General features: G+C 45.8%; 29 protein-coding genes. 6 read left to right on the top strand and 23 right to left on the bottom strand.

The genetic code is table 11. The features are described from left to right. Window positions 1–128 precede the first annotated feature (128 nt). From mnmE to KKE17_01175, 10 genes are all read right to left on the bottom strand, one after another. A complete protein-coding gene (mnmE, locus tag KKE17_01220) occupies window positions 129–1,523 on the bottom strand; it encodes a tRNA uridine-5-carboxymethylaminomethyl(34) synthesis GTPase MnmE (protein MBU1708603.1) in 1,395 nt (464 codons plus the stop codon). A 177-nt stretch (window positions 1,524–1,700) separates the two neighbouring features. After that, the gene (locus KKE17_01215; GenBank protein MBU1708602.1) at window positions 1,701–2,519 is read right to left on the bottom strand and encodes a Jag N-terminal domain-containing protein; all 819 of its coding nucleotides are present in this window, start codon (window positions 2,517–2,519) and stop codon (window positions 1,701–1,703) included. Between the two features lie 85 nt (window positions 2,520–2,604). After that, a complete protein-coding gene (yidC, locus tag KKE17_01210; protein ID MBU1708601.1) occupies window positions 2,605–4,260 on the bottom strand; it encodes a membrane protein insertase YidC in 1,656 nt (551 codons plus the stop codon). 33 nt (window positions 4,261–4,293) lie between these two features. Beyond that, a complete protein-coding gene (gene yidD, locus KKE17_01205; GenBank protein ID MBU1708600.1) occupies window positions 4,294–4,536 on the bottom strand; it encodes a membrane protein insertion efficiency factor YidD in 243 nt (80 codons plus the stop codon). Window positions 4,537–4,774: 238 nt separating this feature from the next. Continuing rightward, a complete protein-coding gene (gene rnpA / locus KKE17_01200) occupies window positions 4,775–5,128 on the bottom strand; it encodes a ribonuclease P protein component (GenBank protein MBU1708599.1) in 354 nt (117 codons plus the stop codon). Window positions 5,129–5,182: 54 nt separating this feature from the next. Beyond that, window positions 5,183–5,320, bottom strand: a complete 138-nt coding sequence (gene rpmH, locus KKE17_01195) for a 50S ribosomal protein L34 (protein MBU1708598.1) — start codon at window positions 5,318–5,320, stop codon at window positions 5,183–5,185. A 405-nt stretch (window positions 5,321–5,725) separates the two neighbouring features. Then, complete coding sequence (gene hemA / locus KKE17_01190; protein ID MBU1708597.1) at window positions 5,726–7,009, bottom strand: glutamyl-tRNA reductase; 1,284 nt, start codon at window positions 7,007–7,009, stop codon at window positions 5,726–5,728. Continuing rightward, window positions 6,999–7,814: a c-type cytochrome biogenesis protein CcsB gene (gene ccsB, locus KKE17_01185; protein ID MBU1708596.1), complete on the bottom strand. Its 816-nt coding sequence runs from the start codon at window positions 7,812–7,814 to the stop codon at window positions 6,999–7,001. The genes hemA and ccsB overlap by 11 nt, the downstream gene beginning before the upstream one ends. Window positions 7,815–8,026: 212 nt before the next feature. Beyond that, complete coding sequence (locus KKE17_01180; GenBank protein ID MBU1708595.1) at window positions 8,027–8,716, bottom strand: bifunctional precorrin-2 dehydrogenase/sirohydrochlorin ferrochelatase; 690 nt, start codon at window positions 8,714–8,716, stop codon at window positions 8,027–8,029. Window positions 8,717–8,817: 101 nt separating this feature from the next. Beyond that, window positions 8,818–9,462 (bottom strand): MBL fold metallo-hydrolase, encoded by a 645-nt coding sequence (locus tag KKE17_01175; GenBank protein MBU1708594.1) that lies wholly within the window; start codon window positions 9,460–9,462, stop codon window positions 8,818–8,820. A gap of 195 nt (window positions 9,463–9,657) precedes the next feature. Between KKE17_01175 and KKE17_01170 the strand changes: the two genes are divergently transcribed. After that, window positions 9,658–10,053, top strand: a complete 396-nt coding sequence (locus KKE17_01170; GenBank protein ID MBU1708593.1) for a secondary thiamine-phosphate synthase enzyme YjbQ — start codon at window positions 9,658–9,660, stop codon at window positions 10,051–10,053. 67 nt (window positions 10,054–10,120) lie between these two features. Here KKE17_01170 and KKE17_01165 read toward each other — a convergent pair whose 3' ends face one another. After that, the gene (locus KKE17_01165; GenBank protein ID MBU1708592.1) at window positions 10,121–10,870 is read right to left on the bottom strand and encodes a PilZ domain-containing protein; all 750 of its coding nucleotides are present in this window, start codon (window positions 10,868–10,870) and stop codon (window positions 10,121–10,123) included. Between the two features lie 203 nt (window positions 10,871–11,073). On the opposite strand from KKE17_01165, the gene KKE17_01160 reads away from it, so the two are divergent. The 5 genes from KKE17_01160 (at window position 11,074) to KKE17_01140 (ending at window position 15,114) form a co-directional block, all read left to right on the top strand. Further along, the gene (locus KKE17_01160) at window positions 11,074–11,292 is read left to right on the top strand and encodes a hypothetical protein (protein MBU1708591.1); all 219 of its coding nucleotides are present in this window, start codon (window positions 11,074–11,076) and stop codon (window positions 11,290–11,292) included. Window positions 11,293–11,436: 144 nt separating this feature from the next. Next, window positions 11,437–13,215 (top strand): UbiD family decarboxylase, encoded by a 1,779-nt coding sequence (locus KKE17_01155; protein MBU1708590.1) that lies wholly within the window; start codon window positions 11,437–11,439, stop codon window positions 13,213–13,215. Between the two features lie 301 nt (window positions 13,216–13,516). Continuing rightward, the gene (locus tag KKE17_01150; GenBank protein ID MBU1708589.1) at window positions 13,517–13,954 is read left to right on the top strand and encodes a hypothetical protein; all 438 of its coding nucleotides are present in this window, start codon (window positions 13,517–13,519) and stop codon (window positions 13,952–13,954) included. A gap of 42 nt (window positions 13,955–13,996) precedes the next feature. Beyond that, complete coding sequence (locus KKE17_01145) at window positions 13,997–14,707, top strand: rRNA pseudouridine synthase (GenBank protein ID MBU1708588.1); 711 nt, start codon at window positions 13,997–13,999, stop codon at window positions 14,705–14,707. Window positions 14,708–14,832: 125 nt separating this feature from the next. Further along, window positions 14,833–15,114, top strand: a complete 282-nt coding sequence (locus tag KKE17_01140; GenBank protein MBU1708587.1) for an integration host factor subunit beta — start codon at window positions 14,833–14,835, stop codon at window positions 15,112–15,114. A gap of 23 nt (window positions 15,115–15,137) precedes the next feature. Here the strand turns inward: KKE17_01140 and rimO are convergent, their stop codons facing one another. The 12 genes from rimO to KKE17_01080 all read right to left on the bottom strand — a co-directional run bounded on the left by rimO (window position 15,138) and on the right by KKE17_01080 (window position 24,417). Continuing rightward, entirely contained in the window at window positions 15,138–16,490 is a 1,353-nt protein-coding gene (gene rimO, locus KKE17_01135; protein ID MBU1708586.1) for a 30S ribosomal protein S12 methylthiotransferase RimO, read from the bottom strand. Window positions 16,491–16,536: 46 nt separating this feature from the next. Beyond that, on the bottom strand, window positions 16,537–17,289 hold the full coding sequence (locus tag KKE17_01130; protein ID MBU1708585.1) for a nucleoside phosphorylase: 753 nt from the start codon (window positions 17,287–17,289) through the stop codon (window positions 16,537–16,539). Between the two features lie 176 nt (window positions 17,290–17,465). Then, complete coding sequence (gene atpE / locus KKE17_01125; protein ID MBU1708584.1) at window positions 17,466–17,798, bottom strand: ATP synthase F0 subunit C; 333 nt, start codon at window positions 17,796–17,798, stop codon at window positions 17,466–17,468. Window positions 17,799–17,867: 69 nt separating this feature from the next. Beyond that, complete coding sequence (gene atpB, locus KKE17_01120; protein MBU1708583.1) at window positions 17,868–18,608, bottom strand: F0F1 ATP synthase subunit A; 741 nt, start codon at window positions 18,606–18,608, stop codon at window positions 17,868–17,870. A 6-nt stretch (window positions 18,609–18,614) separates the two neighbouring features. Next, window positions 18,615–19,025 (bottom strand): ATP synthase subunit I, encoded by a 411-nt coding sequence (locus KKE17_01115; GenBank protein MBU1708582.1) that lies wholly within the window; start codon window positions 19,023–19,025, stop codon window positions 18,615–18,617. Between the two features lie 3 nt (window positions 19,026–19,028). Beyond that, window positions 19,029–19,256: an AtpZ/AtpI family protein gene (locus KKE17_01110; GenBank protein MBU1708581.1), complete on the bottom strand. Its 228-nt coding sequence runs from the start codon at window positions 19,254–19,256 to the stop codon at window positions 19,029–19,031. A 96-nt stretch (window positions 19,257–19,352) separates the two neighbouring features. Continuing rightward, window positions 19,353–20,645 carry a glutamate-1-semialdehyde 2,1-aminomutase gene (hemL, locus tag KKE17_01105; protein ID MBU1708580.1) on the bottom strand — a complete coding sequence of 431 codons (1,293 nt, stop codon included), beginning with the start codon at window positions 20,643–20,645 and terminating at the stop codon, window positions 19,353–19,355. Window positions 20,646–20,741: 96 nt separating this feature from the next. Then, window positions 20,742–21,434, bottom strand: a complete 693-nt coding sequence (locus KKE17_01100) for an HAD-IA family hydrolase (protein MBU1708579.1) — start codon at window positions 21,432–21,434, stop codon at window positions 20,742–20,744. 120 nt (window positions 21,435–21,554) lie between these two features. Continuing rightward, window positions 21,555–22,295, bottom strand: coding sequence for an alpha/beta hydrolase (locus KKE17_01095; GenBank protein MBU1708578.1), 741 nt, complete (start codon window positions 22,293–22,295; stop codon window positions 21,555–21,557). Between the two features lie 54 nt (window positions 22,296–22,349). Continuing rightward, entirely contained in the window at window positions 22,350–22,619 is a 270-nt protein-coding gene (locus KKE17_01090; GenBank protein ID MBU1708577.1) for a DUF1232 domain-containing protein, read from the bottom strand. A 92-nt stretch (window positions 22,620–22,711) separates the two neighbouring features. Then, window positions 22,712–23,638, bottom strand: a complete 927-nt coding sequence (locus tag KKE17_01085) for a dihydroorotate dehydrogenase (protein MBU1708576.1) — start codon at window positions 23,636–23,638, stop codon at window positions 22,712–22,714. After that, complete coding sequence (locus KKE17_01080; GenBank protein MBU1708575.1) at window positions 23,629–24,417, bottom strand: dihydroorotate dehydrogenase electron transfer subunit; 789 nt, start codon at window positions 24,415–24,417, stop codon at window positions 23,629–23,631. Before KKE17_01080 ends, KKE17_01085 begins: the two co-directional genes overlap by 10 nt. Between the last annotated feature and the right edge of the window lie 58 nt (window positions 24,418–24,475).

The raw sequence follows: 24,475 nt of genomic DNA, 5'->3' as shown, positions 1-24,475 counted from the left end.
GTGAATCAATGCCGGCTGACTAATTTTTCTTAAAAACTATAACGGCAGTCTAAAATGCCGTCAATGCGAAACATTCCGCAGCCCAGGAAGAATCATCCAAAGTTCAATAATAAAAAAGGGGAGGGAGACTATTTGCCGATACAAAAGCCTTCAAAAATAAAATCAAGAATATCTTCAACGTCGGTCTCGCCGACAATATCGCCGAGATGATCCAGTGAAGTCTGCAGATCTATAGCCAGAAGATCCGGTGACAGTATGGTTGTGCCGGCTAAGACTCCCTGCACTGCATCACGGGCCTTGGTAAGCGAGGCTTTATGCCTGATATTGGGCACACAATCCTGGTCCGGGTCACCCTTCATTGCACCCCCGGTGATCTGAGTAAAGATCGCCTCCTCCAGATTGTCGAGCCCTGCATGGGTTTTTGCTGATATGAAAATTATTGTCCGCCCAGGAAATCGGCATTTGATCGGCGCGTCATCAAATTTCCCAAGCTTGTCAATTTTATTTGCAACCAGGAGCATCGGCTTTTCAGCCACACTTGCATAGAGTTCGGTGTCTTGATCAGATAGCGGCTCGCTGCCGTCGATCATGAAAAGAACCAGGTCGGCGCTTTCAAGTTTCTGGCGGGATCGTTTGATCCCGAGCTCTTCAATCTCTCCCTCAGCGTTTCTGATCCCTGCCGTATCGATTATTCGCACCGGAATGCCCCTGATATCGAGATATTCCTCAATGGTATCGCGGGTAGTTCCCGGCACTGGCGTCACAATAGCGCGCTCTTCCCGTAACAGGCTGTTTAACAGACTCGACTTGCCGACATTGGGTCGCCCAAGAATCACAACGGCAACCCCCTGAAAAAATATTTTTCCGCGATCAGCGGCTGCGATCAACTCATCAAGGGGGTTCAGCACCTCTCTGACAAGTTGCTCCTCAAACTTTTCCGGGTCAAGGATTTCAATATCATCGTCCGGAAAATCTATTGCAACTTCTATAATTGAACGGAGAGAAACAAGGGAAGAACGTATTTCAAGGACCCGCTGGTAAAGACGGCCCTGCAATTGCGCCATTGCCATCTTGAGGCTTTCCGGGGTCTTGGCTTGTAGAATTTCAAGAACCGCCTCGGCTCGGGTAAGGTCGATCCGGCCGGAAAGAAAAGCGCGCTTGGTAAACTCGCCGGGCTCTGCAAGCACCGCCCCGGCCTCAAGGATGAGGCCAAGGATTTCCTGAAGAAGGAGATAGCTGCCATGGCAATGGATTTCAACCACATCATCACGGGTGTAAGTATTCGGCGCCCGCATGTATACGGCAAGTACCTCATCAACAACCCTGTCGGTGCCCGGGTTAACTATCCAGCCATAATACATTTTGTGACTGTGAAATTTTGCTCGCTTGGTTCGTGGCTTGAAAAGCCCTGTGAGGATGGGCAGGGCAAAGGCCCCGCTGATGCGGATGATACCTATGCCGCCAGTGCCGGGTGGAGTGGCAATGGCAGCTATTGTTGCAGCATTATGTTCCTGTATTTTCATGTGTTATACAGAATTCATACTATTGTCTTTGTCTGTAAAGAAAAGAGGCTTTGCGGTGCATGGCTGGCGCACTTACCTCCACGGAAGCTGAAAGACCAGGGAGGCAAGTTTTTTCATGCCGTACAGAGCGGAGTAAATGACTACTTCTGGACAGACACTACATGTTTTCCAAACCTTTTACTCGGACTCCATCGCTTGCCCGAGGGTTTTTTCCGGCCTTTTTCCAGGACTCCGTCGCTTGCCCGAGGGTTTTTTCCGGCCTTTTCCCGGGAGATAAATAAGTATTTTTTTAAACAGCCCGTCACCGACACTGCGACTCCGGATAGTCGTGTCGTTCTGCAGAACCATATGAACAATTCTGCGCTCAGCCGGGTTAATTGCGGAGATCGTGGCAGTCTTGCCTGTTTTCTTTACTTCTTCAGCAAGTTCCAGTGCCTGTTTTTCAAGTTCCTGCCCCCGTGCTTCGCGGTAATCTCCCGCATCCAGAGAAAGCATGATTTTTTCTTCAAACTTTCTGCTTACTATCTTCCGCAAAAGAAACTGCAATCCGTCAATGGTTTGTCCTTCCGGCCCGACGATACCTTCGAGGTTTTCACCGGAGATATGGGCTAACGCTTTTCGCCCACTAACAGACATGGAAACATCAAAGGAATAGCCCATGAGTTCGAGCAGTTTCACCAAGTCGGCTTTAATGGTATCAAGCACTTCCTGGGAAATATCAACTACTGGATCAATTTTTTTCTGGATGTTTTGCTCTCGGTCTTTGGAGGTTTTCTTCTCCGGAAGACGTGACTTGCTCCTGGATAAAACTGCTTCTTCATTCTCCTTTCTTGTCACCAGAATTTTTGCGGCCTTCCGGCATAAGCCAAAAATCCCTGCGGAGCCTGTCGACAGAACTTCAATATTCAGGTTTTCCCTGTCTACCTTCAATCCGGCGCAAGCCTTCTGGATCGCATCGTCTATATTTGTTCCTTCATATTCCATTTTTATTGACATTGTATTTCTTCCTCCGTTGTTGTCAGGCACTTAACCTCATCAGAAAGAGGGATCCCCGGCTTGGATACGGGCCTGACAGACTTAATCAATCGACTTGGCGGTTAATGACATATTGCTGGGCCATGGATAACAGGTTGTTTACGAACCAATAGAGCACAAGCCCGGATGCAAAATTGAGAAACAAAAAGGTGAAAACCACCGGCATGAACATCATCACCCTTGCCATTTCCGGGTTAGCCGCGGTATTCGGGGTCATTTTTTGTTGCATGAACATACTTGCCCCCATCAATAGGGTCAAAACCGGGAGCCCTCCGAGGAATGGCAGGTCAAATCCTATAAACAATCTGTCCGGTGCGGACAGGTCGGTAATCCACAGCATAAACGGTGCATGCCTGAGTTCTATGGTCTGCAGGAGCACTTTATAGAGTGCAAAAAATACCGGAATCTGCAAAACCATCGGCAGGCAGCCGCCAAGGGGGTTTACCTTATAGGTTTTATAGAGCTCGATCATTTCCTTGTTCAGCCGCTCTTTGTCATCCTTATATTTTTCTCGGAGCTTGGTCATTTTCGGCTGCAGTTTCTGCATGGTTTTCATCGATTTCATGCCTTTATGTGAAATCGGCCAGAAAAGTCCTTTGATAAGCACGGTGACGAGAATTATAGCCAGACCATAATTGCCTACGTACTTATAAAAGAAATTAAGCAGATACAGGGCCGGTTTGGCCATCACATCGAACCAGCCGAAATTGACGATGCGGTGAAGATCCGGGCTGGTGGTTTTTAAAATGGAAAGCTTTTTGGGACCGAAATAAATACCGTACTGGTATGTCTTGCTTTCGCCCGATGCCAGTATATCAACCGGCGCGGAAATAACGGTTGAAACCTTGGTGTCACCCAGCGACGACAGGGTAACCGAATTGCCCGCGGGATTTTCTGGAATAATTCCACACATGAAATAGGTGCTTTCATAAGCCACCCAGCTGATCCGGCCGCTCATTGTTTTAGGCCCGTCTTCAATAATGTCGTCGACCTTGGTCTCTTCCAATACATTTTCAAGATAAACCGCAGGGCCATTGAACAGGAAGCGATCGCTTTTTGAATTTACGGAAAAAGGATTATTCACCAGGCTTAAGAAAGGCGCTCCCTGGTATGACTGCTGGGTGGTATTTCTGACTTCCACGGCCATGTCGATTTTATAATCCTGGTCGGAAAAGGTAAGAATTCTGGTCAGTTCCAAGCCGGATGCCAGTGGTGCGGTGAGGGTCAAAGTACTTGTGCCGCCGAATGAGGTGCTCACATGCTCCCGGTCTGCGGTAAAGGTTGGCACAACAGCTCTGGTCGGTTCGATACCCCAGGTGAAAAATAAGGGGAGCTCGCGCACTGCCTGGGTTTTAATCAGCTCCTTCAGGCCTGATTCCGGATCGAGAGCTTCATTGTAATTTTTTAATTTAAAACTTTTAACCCCTCCTCCCGACTCGGTAATAACCGCAGTATACAGGCTTGTTTCTATAGTAATGTCTCTGCCCTGGGGAGCGCCGGCTTCAGGGGCTGGAACTGTTTCATCCTGAACCAGAGACGCTCCGGCCTCAACTGGCAGGATTGCGGCGGATTCCTGCTGACTGTTTTCGGTGGCGGATTGCTCCGGAACCGGTGTTTCAACGGGAGGTACAAAAAAATATTGCCACCCCACAAGTATGAGAAAAGCTAAAGCTATTGCTAAAAAAGTTCTTTTGGTTTCCATAGAATTATATTTCCGTCACTAATCTTTTATTGATCATCCCTCATTTTTCCCATGAGATACACATTCCCGGCAGACCGGATCATAACCGCCTGGATGAAAAGGATGACAGCGAAGGAGCCGGCGCAGAGTCAGATACATACCTCGCCAGGCGCCATGTACATTTATGGCTTCAATAGCATACCGGGAACACGTGGGGGTAAATCTACAACTAGGCGGAATCAAAGGAGAAAGAGCCACCTGATAGGCTCTGATAAGGACAACTAATATTTTTTTCACATACCCACCCCTATCGGGCAATTACGGGCAAGAAAGGGTATCCGGAACCATGGTTTTGCCATGGGGATTGAATAAGTCTCTGCCGCGGCTTAATTTTGGCACTCACATCTTTTCTGCCTAAATTTTCAACTGCCTTATGCCGCCTGTTTCCCGGGTACGCTTAATGTCCCGCTGCAAAAAAAAACGGATTTTTCCATAGGTGCTATTCCCGGGACTTTGCTTGGTAAGACACTGCCAATCAAAATGAAAATGCTTTACTGCGGGGTTGTCTTGTCATGGCCTGAACCGCATTTTTTACATCTGAAGGTGAATCTGGCATGAACCCGCTTCTGACAGCAAAAACGATATCTGTCGCCGGTAATATGGTGCTCCTATGCAACCTGAAAAACTCTCTGATTATCCTCTTAATCCTGTTTCTTTTTGTCGCCTTTCTGATTCCGTGTACACTGATGCCCAGTCGGCTCGTCTCATGGCTGCTTGCAAGAAAAATGAGGCTCAAATCCTTGGTTTTAAGCCGTATGCCGTCCCGGTACACCTCTCTGTACTGCCAGGGTTTTCGGAGCAGGGATGATTTTGGAAGTTTCTGACTCATCTCATTGCCCACAAAAGCCCGCGTCTCAAATTCTTTCAGGTTTTATAACCGGCTTTAGACAGCAAGACGATGACGGCCCTTGGCCCTTCTTCGCTTAATTACCGCTCGCCCTGCTTTGGTTTTCATTCTCGCCCGGAAACCATGGGTCCGGTGCCTGTGAATATTACTGGGTTGAAAGGTTCTTTTACTCATTGTTCTTCCTTTATGTCTTCAGTTAAAGAGTTATTTCCAGGGTATCTTTGTTTCTGTAAAACTTCTCGGCGCCTAATTATCTGATTGCCTTATCGTCCTTCCCGGCAGCCAATCCAGTACTCTGGAAAACAAATATTAAAGTGATAAATAACCACCACAGAGCTTCCGACTTATATTGTCGGCCTCGTCGGCAAGTAAACACGGGGAGGCTCCCAAAAAACTTCCGTCGGCAGCTATAACGCCCGTAATTTGCTGAATTAACAAGGACCTGGTGATGATTGCGAGACTTGTTACGACTTCATCATTCTTGAACATTGCATACTAACCACAACTCAATAAACATGTCAAATATTTTCAATTAGCAAACATCCTTCATGCCTCACCAGCAACGCGTGAAAATAATGCTTATCGGGAGGAGTTTTTATCCAACCCGAACATTTCACGAATCAGATCAAGCTTGTTTTGTTTGTCTTCCGGGGATGCTTCTGATTTCAGAAAAAGAATTGGATCATGGAGCAGTTTGTTTGCCAACGCATTGGCCATTATTTCGATAGCTTTTTTATCATTTGTTGAGAGATCTTTCAATTGAGCGAATGTTTTTTCAAGTTCTGCAGTTCTTATTTCTTCGGCTTTTTTCCGGAGCTCGACAATTGTCGGGGCAACCTCCAGACTTTCGACCCATTGCCGGAACTTCAGAGTCTCCTCTTTAACGATTCTTTCTGCCGTGGCGGCTTCCTTGTCCCGCTCCGACTTATTGATCTCAACAACATTTGTAAGATCGTCAATGTCATAGAGATAAATATTATCCAGTTCGTTAAGTTTGGGATCAAGGTCTCTTGGAACCGCTATATCTATAAGAAAGAGCGGTCGGTTTTTTCTCTGCCTCATGATCGGCTTGAGATCATTTTTATTGAGAATAAGCTCTGTCGCCCCGGTTGAGCTTATTAAAATATCCACATCCTCAAGCTGCCCAACAATCTCCTCCAGAGCTACCGCCGTGCCGTTAAATTTGCGGGCAAGTTTTACTGCTCTCTCAAATGTCCTGTTGGCAACAACAACCCCAGCAACACCTTGATTAATCAAGTGTTCCGCCGCAAGCTCGGCCATTTCTCCAGCCCCTACCAAAAGAACCCGCTTGCCTTTGAGATTTCCGAAAATCTTTTTTGCAAGCTCAACCGCCGCATAACTTATTGACACCGCACTGCTGCCGATTTTTGTTTCCGTGCGGATACGCTTGGCAACCGAAAAGGCCTTATGCATCAACTTGTTTAAAATTATGCCGGTGTTTTTACTCTCGGAAGCTTCACGGTACGCCTGCTTCAACTGGCCGAGAATCTGCGGTTCACCGACAATCATCGAATCAAGGCTTGATGCAACCCTGAACAGGTGATTTATTGCCTCTTTTCCCTGGTGCGCATAACTGTACTTTTCGGTTTCCTCTTTAGTCAGGTTCGTTTTTTCAAACAAAATTTTACGGACTGCAGCGATAGATTCCTGAGGGGTGCGGCTGATCATTACCACTTCAACCCTGTTGCATGTGGAAAGAAAGCAGCACTCATCACAACCGTCAAGCCCGGAAAGCCTGACAAGAGGTGATTCGCATTCCCCGGAAAAAGCCAGTTTTTCGCGGACTGCAACAGGGGCTGTTTTATGGTTAACCCCCAATGTAACGATTGAATCAACCAACATAGGAATGCAACCCCGAGAGCAGGAAAGACACACCCCAGAGGGTGAATAACACTGCGGAAAAACCAATGATAGACATGATCGCCGCCCTTTTCCCTCTCCAGCCGACAGTCAAGCGTTGATGGAGAAGCGCAGCATAGATGAACCAGGTAATCAGTGACCAGGTTTCCTTGGGATCCCATTGCCAGTATGTGCCCCACGCCTGCCGCGCCCAGATGGATCCGGTAATGATCCCCAGGGTCATGAGCGGAAAACCTATGGCAAGGCAGTGGTGGTTGAGACTATCCAGGGCATCCAGGGAAGGCAGTCGGCTGTAAAAAAGGCCGAAACTCTTTTTCTTGATCTCTCTTTCCTGCAGCAGATACATGATGCCGCCGCAAAAAGCCAGGGCAAGAAAGCCATAAGCCATAAGCGCGATACTTGCGTGCACAGGAAGCCAGTTGCTTTGCAGGGCTGGAGGTAACTCCTTGATGTGCTTGGACGATAGAACCGCCACAAGCATCAGCAGCGTTACCACCGGGCTCACAAAAGTCCCGAAATTCTTAACCTGGTGCCGCCAGCGAAACGAAAGGAAGGCCCAGGTTATGGTCAATGCAAAAAAGGAGACCGCCTCATGATTGCTGGTAAGCGGGGTATGACCTGCAGCAACATACCGTACAATGAGATAGATGAAATGCAGTACCCCGGCAACAAAGAATATGGACCGCGCCCCCAATCGAATCTTTTTGTTTTGTGAGAAAAAAAAGACCACATAGGCGGCTGTTGCCAGAATATAACATAAAAATGTTGCTGAAAAAAGAAGGTTCATATCCGCACATTCCTCAGACAGGGTCAAACATATAATCAAGGATTATCATTGATGGCGTCGTAAAAAGTCCATCGTACCGCTTCAGAATGGCTAAGTAAAAAGTTGGTCACAGGTAAGCGAACCGGTGAGACTCCGAAGTATCGTGGTGTAGCAAAAGCGACTGCATACAAATGCATGTCGAGCATTTCGCGAACCCAGACACCGCTTCGCTGTTACGACGCAGTAGAGCGACTTTTTACGACGCCATCATCATTATAATTTTGTAATTCTATTTCTATGCCCACTGAATCCTTGAGATGCCTTTTCATCGCACCCCAATCTCGCTTTTTGATCCATTCAAGCATATCACAGTCAAGAAGATTGTGAAACAGTGTCTTATTTTCTTCGTGGGGCCTGCCCTGGGCTAAAACTGTCTCGCGCACCTCTCCGAGAATCTTTAACAGAATTTCATATTCTTCGCCGAAACGCTCTTCATTCTCCTTCCTTAATTTTCTCGCAAGAGCCGGGCTTTTGCCGGCTGTTGAAAAAGAAACCGTCAAGTCGCCACGCCGTATTGTGGCGGGCAGAATAAAATTACACCATTTCGGCACATCAGCAACATTCAAAAGAATATTCTTCTCTTCGGCTTCGTTGCTTATTGTCGCCTGAACATCGGGATCGTCTGTTGCAGCGATCACCAGAAATGCCCCAGTCAGGTCACCCTTTTGATATGCCCGATCTATCCATTCAAGTTTGCCGGTTTTCTGAAGTTCGGCAAGTTCGCTGATAATTTCCGGACTGATGACCGTAACCTTGCCGCCATAAGCAATCAACGCATGGACTTTTCGCTGGGCAACGTTACCGCCGCCGATGACGATACAATATCGATTACGGATATCAAGACAAATCGGAAAATAACTCATAATTATTGCACTTTTCCCTCATTAAATTATACAGATAACGGCCTTGCACAGCGTCCACAGATAACTCGTTTTGTCCATGCGCGATTGGCAATTATAGCCGCTCAAGGCTGAATTTTCAGGATTTCAACCCTGATTTTGCCCTCAAGCCCCTGTGCAAAAATCCTGGCATCTTCCATGGTGCCGACACTTCCACCCAGATGCATCGGGATAGCCACCCTTGGATTGAGTTCAAGGGCTGCGCCAACCGCCTCACCGGCTGTCATAACATAAGTTCCGGAAACAGGCAAAAGCGCAATATCCGTTTTGATGAATTTCATCTCGGGTATGTGGTCGGTGTCACCGGCGTGATAAAGCCGCACCCCCTCCACCGTGAGAATGAAACCAATCCAGTTATTACTTTTTGGATGAAACTTTTTATTCGTATTATATGCAGGAACCGCCTCAACGGTAATCTCTTCTATTTCCAGCTTATCGCCGGGTTTCATACTTTTGGTTACTGCCTTGCGGATAAATTTTTCCGCGGCCCGGGGTTCGGAAATTATGATTGTGGAACTCTTACAAATTTTCTCCACATCTTCGGGCGAGCAATGATCAAAATGATCGTGCGTTATAAAAATGATATCTGCGGGCGCCTTTTCACCTTGCAATTTATAGGGATCAAAATAGATGGTTTTCCCTGATGCCTTCAAACAAAAAGTATCATGCCCATACCAGACCAGGTTATTGAGAATCTTTTCAATATCCATAACCACCTCCGGGATTTGCTTTCAGTTTTAAGGATAAAACGGGCACCAGCTGCCTGTCTCGCCATAACCACAAGAAATAATTAAACAAACTATTTCCAGACGTCATCCCTCTTTCACTTTGACAGGTTAAACCTTTCTATTATATTCATATTATGAAAACCAAAATGAGAAACGATCAACCACAGGAAACAGATCATGAATAAAGGAACCATACAAATCAAGACCTCGTCACAAATGGAGCTTGTTGACATAACCGGTAAAATTCAACAGGAACTCCAGTCCTCCGGCATAGAAGACGGTATCTGCATTGTGTATAATCCTCATACCACTGCGGGTTTAACCATTAACGAAGGCGCGGACCCAGCTGTTCAGTCTGATATCCTTGGCGCCCTGAAAAAAATTGTTCCGCTGGATTATCCATACCGGCACATGGAGGGAAACTCTCCGGCGCATGTGATGACGTCATTGATCGGCAGCTCTGTAACCATCTTTGTGAACAACGGAAAACTGCAACTAGGCACCTGGCAGAAAATTTTCTTCTGCGAATTTGATGGCCCGAGAACCAGAAAAGTTCTCTGGCAGATTCGTTAGATCAACAGATCAGCCGTTTATTTCTTGTACTACGCGAAACGCCGGTTTCACTCGTAAAAAATCCAGACTAGCGTGGCAGGCTTTTTCGGAGCAGGCTGAGCTCTTGGCGGCGGATGAATTTCAACAGATCTTCTTTGTCCTTGTTCTCAATATCCAACCGAAGCCCAAGACAGTGGGCCCGTAAATTTTCGTTATAGAATGATCGAACAACCCTGGCCCGCCCAACAGTATATCTGAATTTTTGATTTCCTTCCCCTGGACAGCATAGCGTTACCGAAATATCTGTAATTTCTGTTCCCTTCTGTATCGCCTCTCTTCCGGACAAACTCACGAAAAGCCCGGTAACGCTTAAATCCAAAACCACTGCATCCATCTTTTTGGATGCATCAAACACAAACGAAACCTTGCTGCCGATCGGGGCCGGCACCCGGTAATTGGTTCGCCGCTGGAGGCGGAACAAGGTCTTGGGAAACTCAAAATACAGTGTATCGCTTGTTGCCGATTCAAACTGTATATTAAAGTGATTCCATAAAAACCGCGTGTCCTTAAAAACAATTTGAAAGTGTTTTCCAGTTGCGGTTTCAGGCCAATCCGGAGGCCTGTCAATAAGAAGCTGGTGTTCATTGCAGCCCACCAGCACAGTACTCCCTGATTGATATTCCTTGCTGATCACGGTAATAAACACCCTGTTAAGCATAAGCCGGTCAAGAGATTGACTGATAATTGCTTCTGAGCGGGTTTTTTCAAACCCCGCTTTAACGGGAATCCACTCCGATTTTCCCTGTGGCTTGTCTTTTTTTGTTTTTTTAAAAAACATTAATCGGCTATCCTGATCGTCTGTTTCCAGCTTTTTAAATTTTCACTTTATCTTTTTAATTGTTGCCCTCAAGAGAAGCAATGTAAAATTCACCATTTTTTACAATATACATCCGCACTTGATGGCTTGTCATTTATTAACTGCTGGAACTCCAGGAACTATTATTGATTATGGATAAAAAAAATCTCTTTGCCGCCAAGAATATGCCGGTTGAAAACATCTGTTTCGGACTGAACAGAAAAGATGATGAGCAATCGCTTTATGCATTTCTCAACAGATTTTCCGCTCTGCCATTGTTACAAGCGATTATCCCCAGACTTTCGGACCACGAAATAGTATCGCTCGTTGACAACCTTACCGGTCTTATGCAAAAACATCTCAGCGAAAAAGAGTATCACTCTCTCTTTCTTGCCGATCTGTAAAAAAGATTATTCACTTCAGAAAAAAACAGAAGCACCTGTATAATATTAAAAAATTTTTCCCTGGGCCCAAGTTCACCTTGTGGTGAAAAACAACTCATCACCGTTTACTCAATACTTGTCACTTTCTGTAAAGGAGACTTCCCCTTGAAAAGCACAGTTGTCCGTGATTTGAGAGCATTTATTGATATTCTGAAAAAAGAATCTGAACTCATCGAAATTGATACTCCGGTTGACCCGAATCTTGAAATCGCTGAAATTCACCGCCGGGTCATTGCTCAAAACGGTCCAGCCCTGTTTTTTTCGTCCGTAAAAGGCAGTCGTTTTCCGGTTGTCACCAACCTGTTCGGCTCGCATCGTCGCCTGGAGCTTGCCTTTGGAACTCGTCCGCAGCAGTTCGTCAAAGACCTTGTTCGTGCCGCCGAAACACTGATGCCGCCGACTCTCGGCAAACTCTGGTCCATGAAGGGCATGTTCGGTCAAGCAATGAAGGTCGGCACCCGCAGGATCAATAAGGCGCCGATACTTGAAGAATGTCAGCTTCCTCCGAAACTCTCCGAGCTTCCCTTGCTGACCTCGTGGGATACGGACGGCGGCGCCTTTGTCACCCTGCCCCTGGTTTATACGGAACATCCCGCCGGCCGGGGACATAATTTAGGCATGTACCGCATCCAGCGCTATGACGATGCCACAACAGGCATCCATTGGCAAATCCACAAGGGCGGCGGCTATCATTATCATGAGGCCGAGAAAAGAAATGAAAACCTGCCCATGACCTTGTTTATCGGCGGCCCGCCGGCTTTAATGATGGCGGCTATCGCCCCGCTTCCTGAAAACATCCCCGAACTGATGCTGGCTTCCCTGCTTCTCGGCGACAAACTTGATCTGATCCAGGACCCCTTGGGCGGCCACCAATTGGTTGCCCATGTCGAATTTGCCGCTAAAGGTATTGTCCCGCCCCATAAACGCCGCCCGGAAGGACCATTCGGGGACCATTACGGCTATAATTCCCTGACCCATGACTATCCGGTCTTTCAAGTGCATCATCTCTACCACCGACGGGATGCGATTTATCCGGCAACGGTTGTAGGCAGACCTCGGCAGGAAGACTTTTATATCGGTGATTTTCTTCAGGACCTGTTATCGCCGCTTTTTCCCCTGGTCATGAACGGTGTCGAACAGCTGAAAACCTTCGGCGAAACAGGCTTTCACTGTCTTGCCGCAGCCCGCGTCAAAAATCGCTACCCCAGGGAAGCTTTTGCCGCAGGGCTTCGTATCCTGGGCGAGGGTCAGCTGTCGCTCACCAAATTTCTGATTATCACAGACGGCAATATTGATGTTACCGATTTTAAACGCCTCTGGTTGTATGTTTTGGAACGGGTGAACTGGCAGCAGGACCTTTTTATCTTTGCCGATGTTTCCCAGGATACACTTGATTATACCGGTCCTTCGGTAAATAAGGGTTCCAAGGCCATGCTCCTGGGCCTCGGCAAAGAGCCGCGAAACGTTCTACCAAAAACATTCAATGGCAACCTTCCTCTAGAGTGCTCAAATCCCGAAGCTTACCTTCCCGGCACTTTGGTCGTTCAAGGGGAACCATATGCTTCCAACCGGCAATTACCGCAGATTCTTGCTGATTCAGGGGCGTTTTCCGACTGGCAGGTGGTTCTTCTGGTGGACAACACCGCCAAAACAACGGTTTCACTGCAGGAGTTTCTCTGGACTTTTTTTACACGTTTCGAACCCGCAGCTGATATTTACACAAAGGAAACCACCACGAAACGATTTCATATCGGTCTTTCCGCGCCCATTGTTATCGACTGCAGAATGAAACCCTGGTATCCACATATACTTAAAGTTGATCCGGCGACAAAAAAACTGGTGGATGATAAAATGACTTCACTTCTCCCTCAAAAATGGCGATAGTTCTCTTTTCTCATGACCATTTCAATGCAGATAGTGTATTGAAAAAATGACGTTTTGGTTTGAGTTGAAAGTTTTGCTCACGGTCAGCCGGAAGATTTTCGCTACCTGCAGAGTGTTTCCCCATACTTGAGTATGCGAAATTCCCTTCGCCGCAATCAATATGACAGTTTATGCTTGAGAGCACTGCGAAATAAAATTTGCTTCTTGGTATCATTATGATAGAAACTGTTTAAGCTTGACGCCTTGTCTGCCGAAAGGATAGGATAGCACTGTTTTATTATACGAATATTTTGGAGATACCATGAAAATAAACGAACTTCTGCCGGGCAAACAGGCAAGCGGCATTAAATTTAATCGAGCAGACGGCACCACTGATTTCCAGAAACTCCTGGAAAATCAGCTCCAGACGATAAGTGAAACCAAGAATACAACAGGGCCAGCGCATGTTGTCCGACCGCTGGCAGTGCCGCCAAGTTTGCGAATCGAAGGCCTTACAGTCACTGAATCCACTCTCAAAAATCTGGACTCATACTGCTCTGCATTAAAAAATCTCAAAAACTCAACCTCGGCGCTCGAGCCATTCATAACAGCGATTGAAGAAGAAACCTCCGCGCTTATCGCGGTAAAAGGACAACTTCCAGAAGACGACCCGCTAGCCAAACTTCTTGACCGGGTTGCAGCAGTGGCTTATCTTGAAACCGCTAAATACCGTCGCGGTGATTACCTGGCCGGACATTAATCAGTCAAACCCTTTAATAAATTATAACGCCACCGCTTTTTCATGAAAGAACGGTTACAGAAAATTCTGGCCAATGCCGGAATCGCATCCCGCCGAAAAGCCGAAGAATTAATTCTGAGCGGCAAAGTCTCGGTTGACGGCAAAGTGATTACCGAACTGGGCTTTAAAGCAGATCCCCAAAAACAACGCATCGAATTTGAGGGTTCTCCCTTGGTCGATGAACAAGAAAAAATCTATATCCTGCTCAACAAGCCTCGCGGCTATTTGACAACCCTGCACGATCCACAAAATCGTCCCATTATCACCTCCCTCTTAGCAGATATCAGCACCAGAGTTTACCCTGTAGGCCGTCTCGACCTTGATACGGAAGGCGCTCTTATTCTTACAAACGACGGAGATTTCTCCAATCAAATCCTCCATCCGAGTAAAAAAATAAAAAAAACGTATATAGCCACCGTTTTTGGCCATCCCGCCCGCCAAAAATTAGATCAACTGGTCAGTGGAATTGAAATCGAGGGGAAAAAAACTGCGCCGGCAAAAATAACAAAAATTAAATCGAGAAAGCTCTCGACATCCTTTGAAATATGCATACATGAAGGCCGTAAACGCCAGATCAGGATGATGTTTGAGGCCGTAGGCCATAAGGTTATTGATCTGAAAAGAATCGCTTATGGAAAACTGAAACTTGGAAAACTGCCCTCGGGAAAATATCGCTTTCTTGAGAAAAAAGATTTGGAAAAAATCTTTTCTTAAAAAAATATTCTTTACATTCGACTAGTTACTGGTTTAAGATATCATATCTACTTGTATTCAATAAGTTTTTGCTTTTTTTTTATTTTGTGCCGCATTTGCATACTTTTTTTATTGGGAGAAAAAAGATGAATAAATCTGAATTAATCGAAGCCATTGCTCAGGAAACAAATATGCCGCTTCGTGAAGCAAGCATTGTTACCAACACGATCTTAGACTCCATGGTTGATTCCCTGGCAGCCGGTGATAACATAGAAATTCGCGGCTTTGGCAGCTTTATGATCAAGATATACGAATCATATTTTGGTCGGAATCCAAAAACCGGAGAAAAAATTCAAGTTCCTCCCAAGAAACTTCCTTTTTTCAAAGTAGGAAAAGAACTGAAGGAACGCGTTAACATTGCTGATTAGTACTAAATTTATTCTCTTTTCTCCTATTCAGTTTCAGCAATACTTCCAACAAGATCATAAGCGTGTGCTTCTGTGATTTGAACATCGACAAAATCACCAGGATTGCACACCCCGTCGTTTATATAAACGCAGCCGTCAATCTCCGGCGCCTGAAACATTGTTCGCCCTTCAAGCAGCAAATCTGTTTCACGACTCTCCCCTTCAACCAGGACGCGCATCTTCTTGCCGACCTGCTTCAAGTTTTGTTCAAGAGATACTTCTGCCTGTAATTCCATGAGGCGACTTCTTCTTTCTTCCTTAACATCTTCATTGATCTGATCCGGCATGTTTTCCGCGGCACAGCCCTCTTCGTTGGAATAAGTGAAAATACCTACATGGTTCAACCGGTGTGATCGAATAAAATCCTCCAGTTGACGAACATCCTCTTCGGTCTCTCCAGGAAAACCAACCATGAATGTGGTGCGAATGGCCACAGGATCAAGCCTGTCACGAATTTTTTTCATCAGCAGATCAATCAGTATTCGGTCGCTGGGGCGATTCATTGCCCTTAAAATCTTCGGGCTCACGTGCTGCAATGGAATATCAAGATACGGTACAAGTCTTGGTTGGTCTGCAATTAAATCGAGCAATGTTTCGTCAACTCTGGTTGGAAAAAGGTATAGGAGCCTGATCCAAGGGACAGCCGTTTCATCAACGAGTTTTTTCAACAGTCCCGGCAGACTCGCCTCTTTTGGGCCCAGGTCGAGTCCGTATGAAGTGAGATCCTGACCGATAAGGGTTAACTCCTTAACACCCGCCTCATCAAGCCTTTTTGCTTCTTTAATCAAATCACCTGTAGTTCGACTTCTGAGTCGCCCTCTTATAGAAGGAATCATACAGAACGAACAGCGGTTTGCGCACCCTTCGGTAATTTTCAAATATGCTCTATGCCTGGGGGTGGAGATAAGTCTCGGGGTGGTATCCTTCATTATAAATGTCGAAGGAGGTAAGATTATCTGTGACTGGCGAACTCCAGGCTTAAGGTCGCCAATCCTGGCAACTATTTCATCAAAACCTTCTGTTCCTAAAAAATAATCCACTTCGGGCAACTCTTGTTGAAGCTTCAACCCATATCGCTGGACCAGGCACCCGGTTACCACAAGCAGCTTTGGAGGATATTGTTCTTTTATGCGGACCAGGGAGAGAATTTCGTCAATACCCTCTTCCACCGCAGACTGGATAAAACCACAGGTATTAACCAACAGAAGGTCTGCCTCCTCAGGGGTTTGACACACTGAATACCCGGCCACCTGAAGCCTGCCAAGCATTACTTCGGAGTCCACGAGATTTTTGGGGCACCCCAGGCTGAGAATAAAAAGTTTTTTCGAGTTTTCCATTGTATTACTGTCTTTTAATCCTGTTTCAATTATTTACATTGTTTATTTATCGTATGAAAAAAGTTTCATAATTTGCGCAAAAATCCATAATTGAGGCCAAGAGCAATTTCCTCTGGTCTTTGAATTTCCGGGTTCTAAAGCCGGACTTCCAGGTTTCACCCCAAAGTTCATCTGAAACCACAAAAGCCGCGGCAATGCGTACTTTTCTGGTTGCAGCAACGGCGCACAGCGCTGAAAACTCCATATCAACAGCCAGCACCCCTTTTTTAGCATAAGCCTCAACGGCATGCCTTGTCTCACGATACGGGGCGTCGGTGGTCCAGACCGGCGCTTCAGTGACATGAATTTCTTTCTGCAGAAGCCATAATTTCAAAGAGGATCTAAGTTCAGAATCTGCCTCTGGCTTCGCGTCAGCTTCAGTATAATGTTTTGAGGTGCCTTCCTCGCTTTCAGCCCAGACAGGAAGAAGGACGTCTCCTATGGTTAAATCAGGCGAAAGAGAGCCGCACCAGCCGAAAATCACCACGGTCTGCGCACCCAATGCCATCAATTTTTCCAGGGTCATGGCCGCCATGGGCGCTCCAACTGACGGCCCCGCGATAAAAAATGGTCCACCATCTGCGGTTAGAGGGATCTGGACCAAATTACTATTAAAGATAAAATGCCGCTTTCCACCATGGCTTAACCCATGCTCCACGGCAAGTCTTGCCTCAGAGGGATTAACCACCAGCAACCCTGTCCCATCAAGCACAGGCTCGCCTTTTTCCCGTGTAGGATTTATTACGTATTGGGTATTCACAAGCTGCTCGCATAATAAATTTTGGAGTTGGCCTTAAGATGCCAGCTCTGCGCAACAAGACCAATCTAAACAGAAAAGGGCCGCAAGGTTTATACCCTGCAGCCCTAAACAATATAAGATGTAATCAAGAAGCGCAACGATCTCGTCGTTGCGTCATCTCAAGCTTCTTTCAAATCTTAGCCAAGAAGCGGATTTGCAAAAAGCAGAATCAGTGAGATAACCAGACCGTAAATGGTCAGAGACTCGATCAAAGCAAGACCGATGATCATGGTTACGGTGATTTTACCTGAAGCTTCAGGATTGCGAGCAATACCGGAGCAGGCGCCGCCGATACCGGAACCCATACCAATACCACAACCAAGAGCCGCAACACCAACAGAAAGAGCCGCTGCCAAACATACAAGAGCGATATTAACACCACTTGCCATTGGAGCTTCACCACCGGATGCCAGAGCGATACCGCTCAGAGCCAGAACCATCAGTACAGTCAATGCAGATACCTTTTTCATTTTGATCTCCTTAGAAAAATTAATTTTGGCCTTCTTCTTATGTATAAACACCAAGTTTAAAACAATGTATTAATGTGCATGCTCCATGGAGGCAGAAAAGTACAGGATGGAAAGCAGTACAAATACCAGAGCCTGAACAATGGAAACAAATACACCCAGACAAAGGATCGGCAGCGGTGCAAAATAAGCGCCGGCAAGCATAAAGAGAATTCCCAACAGGGTTTCTTTCGCCATGATATTCCCGAAAAGTCGAATGGACAGTGAAAGAATACGCGCGAAATGACTGATCAATTCGATGGGCAGCATCAGGGGAATAAGCCACGGAATGGGACCCAGGAAATGCTTAACATAGCCCGCACCATGAAACTTGAGCCCAAGAATATGCGTTGTTGTAAAAACAATCAGGGTCATGCCAAGAGTAATATTAAGATTTGACGTGGGAGACATGAAGCCCGGCATCAGCCCAACCATGTTGGCGACCAGAATATACATGGCAAAGGTGGCCAGCATGGGGAACATCATTTTTGCGCCTTCTTTTCCCATATTATCAGCCATGAAGCCTTCCATGCCGCTGATAACCGCTTCCCAGAAATTCTGCCCCTTACCCGGGATCATTTCCATCTTGCCCATGGTCAGTTTGGGAATAAGAATGAGAAAGGCCATGACCAGCCAGGTGTAGGTCATATGGGGCAAAAACACCCTGATAGGATCCCAAAGGCCAACACCGGTCAGATTGTGGAGAACATGACCCACTTTTTCAGGGCCTACCATTTCCAAAATTACCGAAATAAATAGTATCGGATGTTCCATGGTTCCTTACGAAGCCTCCTTAGCTTGAAAAAAATTTTTCCTCACCTCACTTACAACCGAACCCGCAATACTCAGAAAAACTGTTGATAATCCAACCAGCAATCCGATGCTATTGACGATCTGCTGCTTGATCAGCAAAAAAAGTATGATGGCCAGCACAAACAGGCGAAAATAATATTTAATTAAAAATCGCGCCTTAACCGCTATCAAGGAGCCGCTCATCAGGGATAACAGGTCCCTTTTAAGCATCATGAAGCTGATATTGGCGATACAACCACCTGTAAATATTGAGCCGGCAATAAACGGAGAAAAGACAACCCATCCAGCAGTTGCGAGTATAAAGAGAAGCAGCCAATTGTATAACTGAATCCTTCCCAACGAAAAATCCGCGTTCTGTGTTGCTTTTTGCTCCGTCATCCGCTACCTGAAATCCTTTCGTGTGGCCACCCTGAAAAGATTTTTAAAGGCTGCCGCTACTCCCAAACCCAAAAAAATCAGGGTGAGCCACGGAGAAGTTTTACCGTCAAAAACCTTATGGTCCAAAAAATATCCTATTCCAACCCCTATAAAGATGGAAAAGGCTACTGTCATCCCAATGGTGCTGAATTCGGCCAGCAATTTAACAATTTCCTTACGCTCGCCGGACATCAAATTACCTCAAAATAAACCATGGAGACATGGCCCCAACAAAAGAAAAATCGATAATTTTGTTATCACGGCTATAGTCCAAAGTCAACGATTTTTTTACAAATCCACCAACTTTTTGAATGACCATTCATTTTTTTCCAAGGCTTTTTCCAGATCTGAAGTAGTTTGCGCCGCCGAAATGAATGCCGCTTCAAACTGTGAAGGGGCAAGCCAAACACCCTGGGACAACATCTGCCGAAAATGCCTGCCGTATTTGTCAGTATCGGCCTTCATCGCAGAATCAAAATCCGTAACCGGCCCTTCCGTGAAAAAAGTAGTCATTGCCGAGCCTGCCCTGTTCAGGGTGGTTTTCAAAGAATATTTTTCCGCCTGCCGCATCAATTCGTCAGCAAAAGAGGCTGCCGTATTATTTAATTTATCGTAAAAACCCGGCTCTTTAAGGACCTTCAAGGTAGCAATGCCTGCGGCCATTGCCAAGGGATTGCCGGACAAGGTGCCTGCCTGATACACCGGTCCGTCCGGTGCGATATGCGCCATGATCTCCGCCTTGCCGCCATAGGCGCCAACCGGAAGCCCGCCGCCGATTATCTTACCCAGGCAAGTGAGATCCGGCATAATACCGAACTCTCCCTGGGCGCCACCGAAACCAAGCCTGAATCCGGTGATCACTTCATCAAAAACAAGAACAATATTTCGCTTTTCGGTGAGTTCCCGCACTTTTTGCAGAAAACCCGGCGCCGGAGGAATAACTCCCATATTCGCCGCAACCGGCTCAATAATGACACAGGCAATGTCAAGGGAATCGTCTAAAAGTGTCTTTTCTAATATTTCAAAATTATTATAAGGAATTGATATTGTATTTTTTACAATATCCTTTGGTACTCCAGGACTCCCAGGGATACCAAGAGTCACTACGCCGGATCCGGCTTTTACTAAGAAGGAATCCGCATGTCCGTGGTAACAACCGTCGAACTTCACAACAATATTTTTACCGGTGTATCCCCGCGCCAGGCGAATAGCGCTCATGGTTGCCTCGGTACCGGAACTGACAAATCGCACCTTTTCCACCGAGGGCAACGCATCTATAACAAGCTCGGCCAGATCTATCTCAAGGGGGGTCGGAGCCCCGTAACTTGTGCCGTTGCCAAGGGCTTCCCTGATTGCCTCTGTCACCGCAGGATGATTATGGCCGAGAATCATCGGCCCCCAGGAACAGACGAAATCAATAAATTCATTTCCATCGACATCATAAATCTTCGATCCATCTGCCCGTGCGACAAACAGTGGATCACAGCCAACAGACTTGCAGGCTCGAACCGGGCTGTTCACCCCACCAGGGATGGATTTCTGCGCAGCGGCGAATAATGCTTTTGACTTTTCAGTATTCATACCAAAACTCCTAATAAATTAATACGTTATCATGTTTTGTTTTTTTAATCCCAGGGAATATAGCATGGTTTCAGGGGCTGTCAAAGGCTTACTTGCCTAATGCTTAATTTCATCACTGGTGATTAATTCCTTAAAATATTCTATGGAAGGAAATATTTGAGAATACTTCACCGGTTTTCTGCTGCTTGGCCTTGCCACATAAATCAGCCATTGTATTCCATATTTTTTTGCTGAGGCAAGAACCTCTTCCGTATCATCGGCAAGCATCGTCGTGAGGCGGTTAAAACCAAGCATTTTTTCCAGTTTTTCCCAAAACACCGGGTCTTCCTTGGCCATCCCCACTTCCTGTGAACAAATAATTCTATCAAAATACCCCCCCAGGGCTGTTTTATTCAATTTTATGTCCAGCGTTTTGCTGTGGGCGTTGGTCACCAGGCAGAGATGTTTATTCATTTTTTTACAAAATTTCAGAAAATCGACAACATAGGGATGTACTTGTATAAGGTTGTCCACTCTCAGTTTCAAAGCCGGAATATCCATACCCAGTTCTTCAGACCAGAAATCAAGGTCGGTCCAGGCTAAAGTACCCTCCTCTCTTTTATAACGATGGAGAAGTGTTTCACGAGCCTTTTCAAGAGTCATATTATTATTCAGTGAAAACACTTCCGGAACATATTGCTCCCAGAAATAATCGTCAAAGTGTTTATCCAGAAGTGTACCGTCCATATCAAGCAGAACTGTATCAATTTTTTTCCATTGGACCTGTGCGGTTATTTTTTCTGAGTGCATTATTCGATTTTTTTTCAGACTTTTTTGTTTTTATGCCCTACAGAACACCTATAGTGTAGAGAGAAATTACCAGGCAGCCCATCAACAAACTAACAACTTGAAATCATTGAATATATTCATTCATTGCCCGTTTTTACCCATGACATCAATATTGATGAGTTCCCCCAAAGACGAATTCTGAAATTGGCTGGACAATATCGGCGCAAAAATATCTCGAACACTTTGTTGCTCTTCCGGCGGAACCAGGAATCCATAAATGCGCTCATTTGTTTTAAGGTTCAGCCCTGACACATTTGATCTTTCCATCTCTTCATTTTTTTCTTTTGCCAGCAACCAAAATAAAACGTCATTAATATTTCCCCATAACCCGCCAAGATCTAAATGTTCAATTAATTGTAAACAAAGGGTGTTAAGGATAACTATTAACTCCGGCACCTCGGCAAACCCTTTTTGGTCGCACCGGGATGTTGATGCAAAACCTCTGCAACCGAACGGTCTTACCGGATAGATGCTGCAGCTGTTATCCTGCAAAAATACACAGGGTGAAAAATCCCATGCATCACCACCTTCTTCCTCATCGTCAGTCAGCGTCTCGGTGAGGCATTTTCTAGCAAACTCATTTGTCGTAAGTAAATTTTTTTTCTGTTTTCCGGGCCGGTATGTGCCAAATAAGACTTCCAGTGAAACCGTCTTGTTAGATTTCAAAAAGGCTATAATATCAAGGCCTTCCAGTGTTGTCATGGTAACACTCTGGGTACAGCATGTGGCGCACCCTTTGGTGCAGGCATAGGAGGAATTTTCCGTCCACGAAGCGTGGGCATATATATGCCTTAATATATTTCTTTTTTGATCCGTATTCATTTTGCCAACTATTTGATCCCAAGCAGCGGGAAGACATCATAAGAAAATTATTGCTTACATTTTGTGTTGATTTTCACCAAAAATTTTAAGCCGCGCTTTGTAAATTACATGCCTTGGTACCAGTCTGAAAGCCAGAGACACCAGAATTGAACTCACTGTCAAATCATCAACCCAGCCGATAAAGGGAATATTGTCTGCGATTAAATCAAAAGGAAAAACAAGATATAGAAAAGCTAAAAGGAGTAACAGCTTTACATGCCACGGAGTTTCCTTGTCAAAGAAAATCGCCTGATAAAAGCGGATTTTCTTAAAAAACAAGACCATCAACTATCGGTTTCCATTTATGCTTAACTCCGCTGAGTCCTTGTGTTTTCAATGAAAAACAAACCATATAAAAACTGCCTCTTACGCTCTTTTTAAATTTCAAGGGAGCCTATTAGTTCCTGAACCGAGGTCAACCCCTTTTCATTCAAATAGGTGGCGATCCCATCAAGGATCTCTTCAGAAACGCCGGGATTTATAAAATTTGCTGTGCCCACTTGAATGGCAGTTGCTCCGGCAATCATGAACTCGATTGCATCTGCCGCGGTGGTAATCCCGCCGATGCCAATAACCGGCACTTTCACAGCCTGAGCGACCTGCCATACCATCCTTAAAGCCACCGGCTTGATTGCCGGACCTGAAAGCCCACCAACAATATTGGCAAGCTTTGGCTTTCTTGTATGAATATCAATTGCCATGCCCAGCAGAGTGTTTACCAGCGATATTGCATCACATCCCCCGGAAACAACAGCTTTTGCAATTACCGTTATGTCAGTGACATTCGGTGAAAGCTTAACAATAACAGGTAAGGTACATCTTTTCCGTACGCCGCTGGTGACAGCTTCGGCCATATCCGGGTCGGTGCCAAATGCAACTCCACCTTTTTTCACATTGGGGCACGAAATATTAATTTCAAGAGCTGAAACCCCTTCTATATCATTAAGTTTTTCCGCAAGAATACAGTATTCTTCAATGCTATCGCCCAGGATATTCACTATGACCGGGACCTTTTTATTTCTTAAATACGGTAGTTTCTCTTTTACAAAACCCTCAAAACCGACATTTTCAAGTCCAATGGCGTTAAGCATCCCGCACGAGGTTTCTACAATTCTTGGGGGCATATTTCCTGCCCGCGGCTCATGCGAAATACCCTTAACAATCACTGCGCCTAACCTATGTAAATCTACTAAGGAAGCGAACTCCTCACCATATCCGAAAGTGCCGGACGCGGTCATAACGGGATTTTTCAACTGGAAAGACCCGATAGAAACTCGCAGATCAGGAAGAATTTCTATGCCCATTTGATTTCTCCCCCTTGAAAAACCGGCCCGTCTTTGCAGACATGAAGATATCGTTTGCCGTTTCCCTGTATAGCACAACCAAGACAAGCGGAAATCCCGCAGGCCATCATGGTTTCCATAGACACCTGACACGGCAAGCCATATTTAGTGCATAGCTCAGCAACTGTTCGCATCATCGGATAGGGTCCGCAACAATACACATCAAAAGCCTGATCGGCTGGACAATTATCAGCTGCTTTCACAAACAAATCAGTGACAAACCCGTGGTGCCCGGCACTGCCGTCATCGGTGGCAGCATGCACTTGCACCCCTAAGGCCTTGAAACCCGGCTCAAAAGCCATTAATTCATCGCGTGTTCTTGCACCAAGAAGTAGTTGGATCTTGGCCCCTTTTACAGTCTGAACTATCTGTTTTGACAGAAAAAAAAGCGGGGCAATTCCCATCCCCCCCCCGACCAGACAAAGATTTTTACTGATAACCGTAAAACCTTTGCCAAGGGGGCCTATAATGTCAATTTTATCACCGGCCTTGAACGTTGACATTATTTGAGTCCCTTTCCCCAAGACCTTATAAACTATTTGAATATCTTGCCCGGATGTCTGAAATATTGAAAACGGTCGCCGCAACAGCGGATCATAGGCCCAGTTTACTTTTATCATTATAAACTGACCCGGCGTGGCCTTTTCGGCAATTTCCGGGGCAGCTAAAACCAGACGGAAAACATCCGCTGCAATCCTCTCAGATCGAATAACCTCAACTTTTTCCTGAAATTGGTCCATGACTCTCATTCTTGCCGTGATCGTGTTAACTTTCTTAAAAACAGACTCAACCTGTTGC

It is taken from the genome of Pseudomonadota bacterium (assembly GCA_018823135.1).
In the GTDB taxonomy this organism is placed as follows: Bacteria; Desulfobacterota; Desulfobulbia; order Desulfobulbales; family CALZHT01; genus JAHJJF01.
Note: the sequence above shows the minus strand (reverse complement) of the source record. Positions and strands in the feature narration are given on the sequence as shown.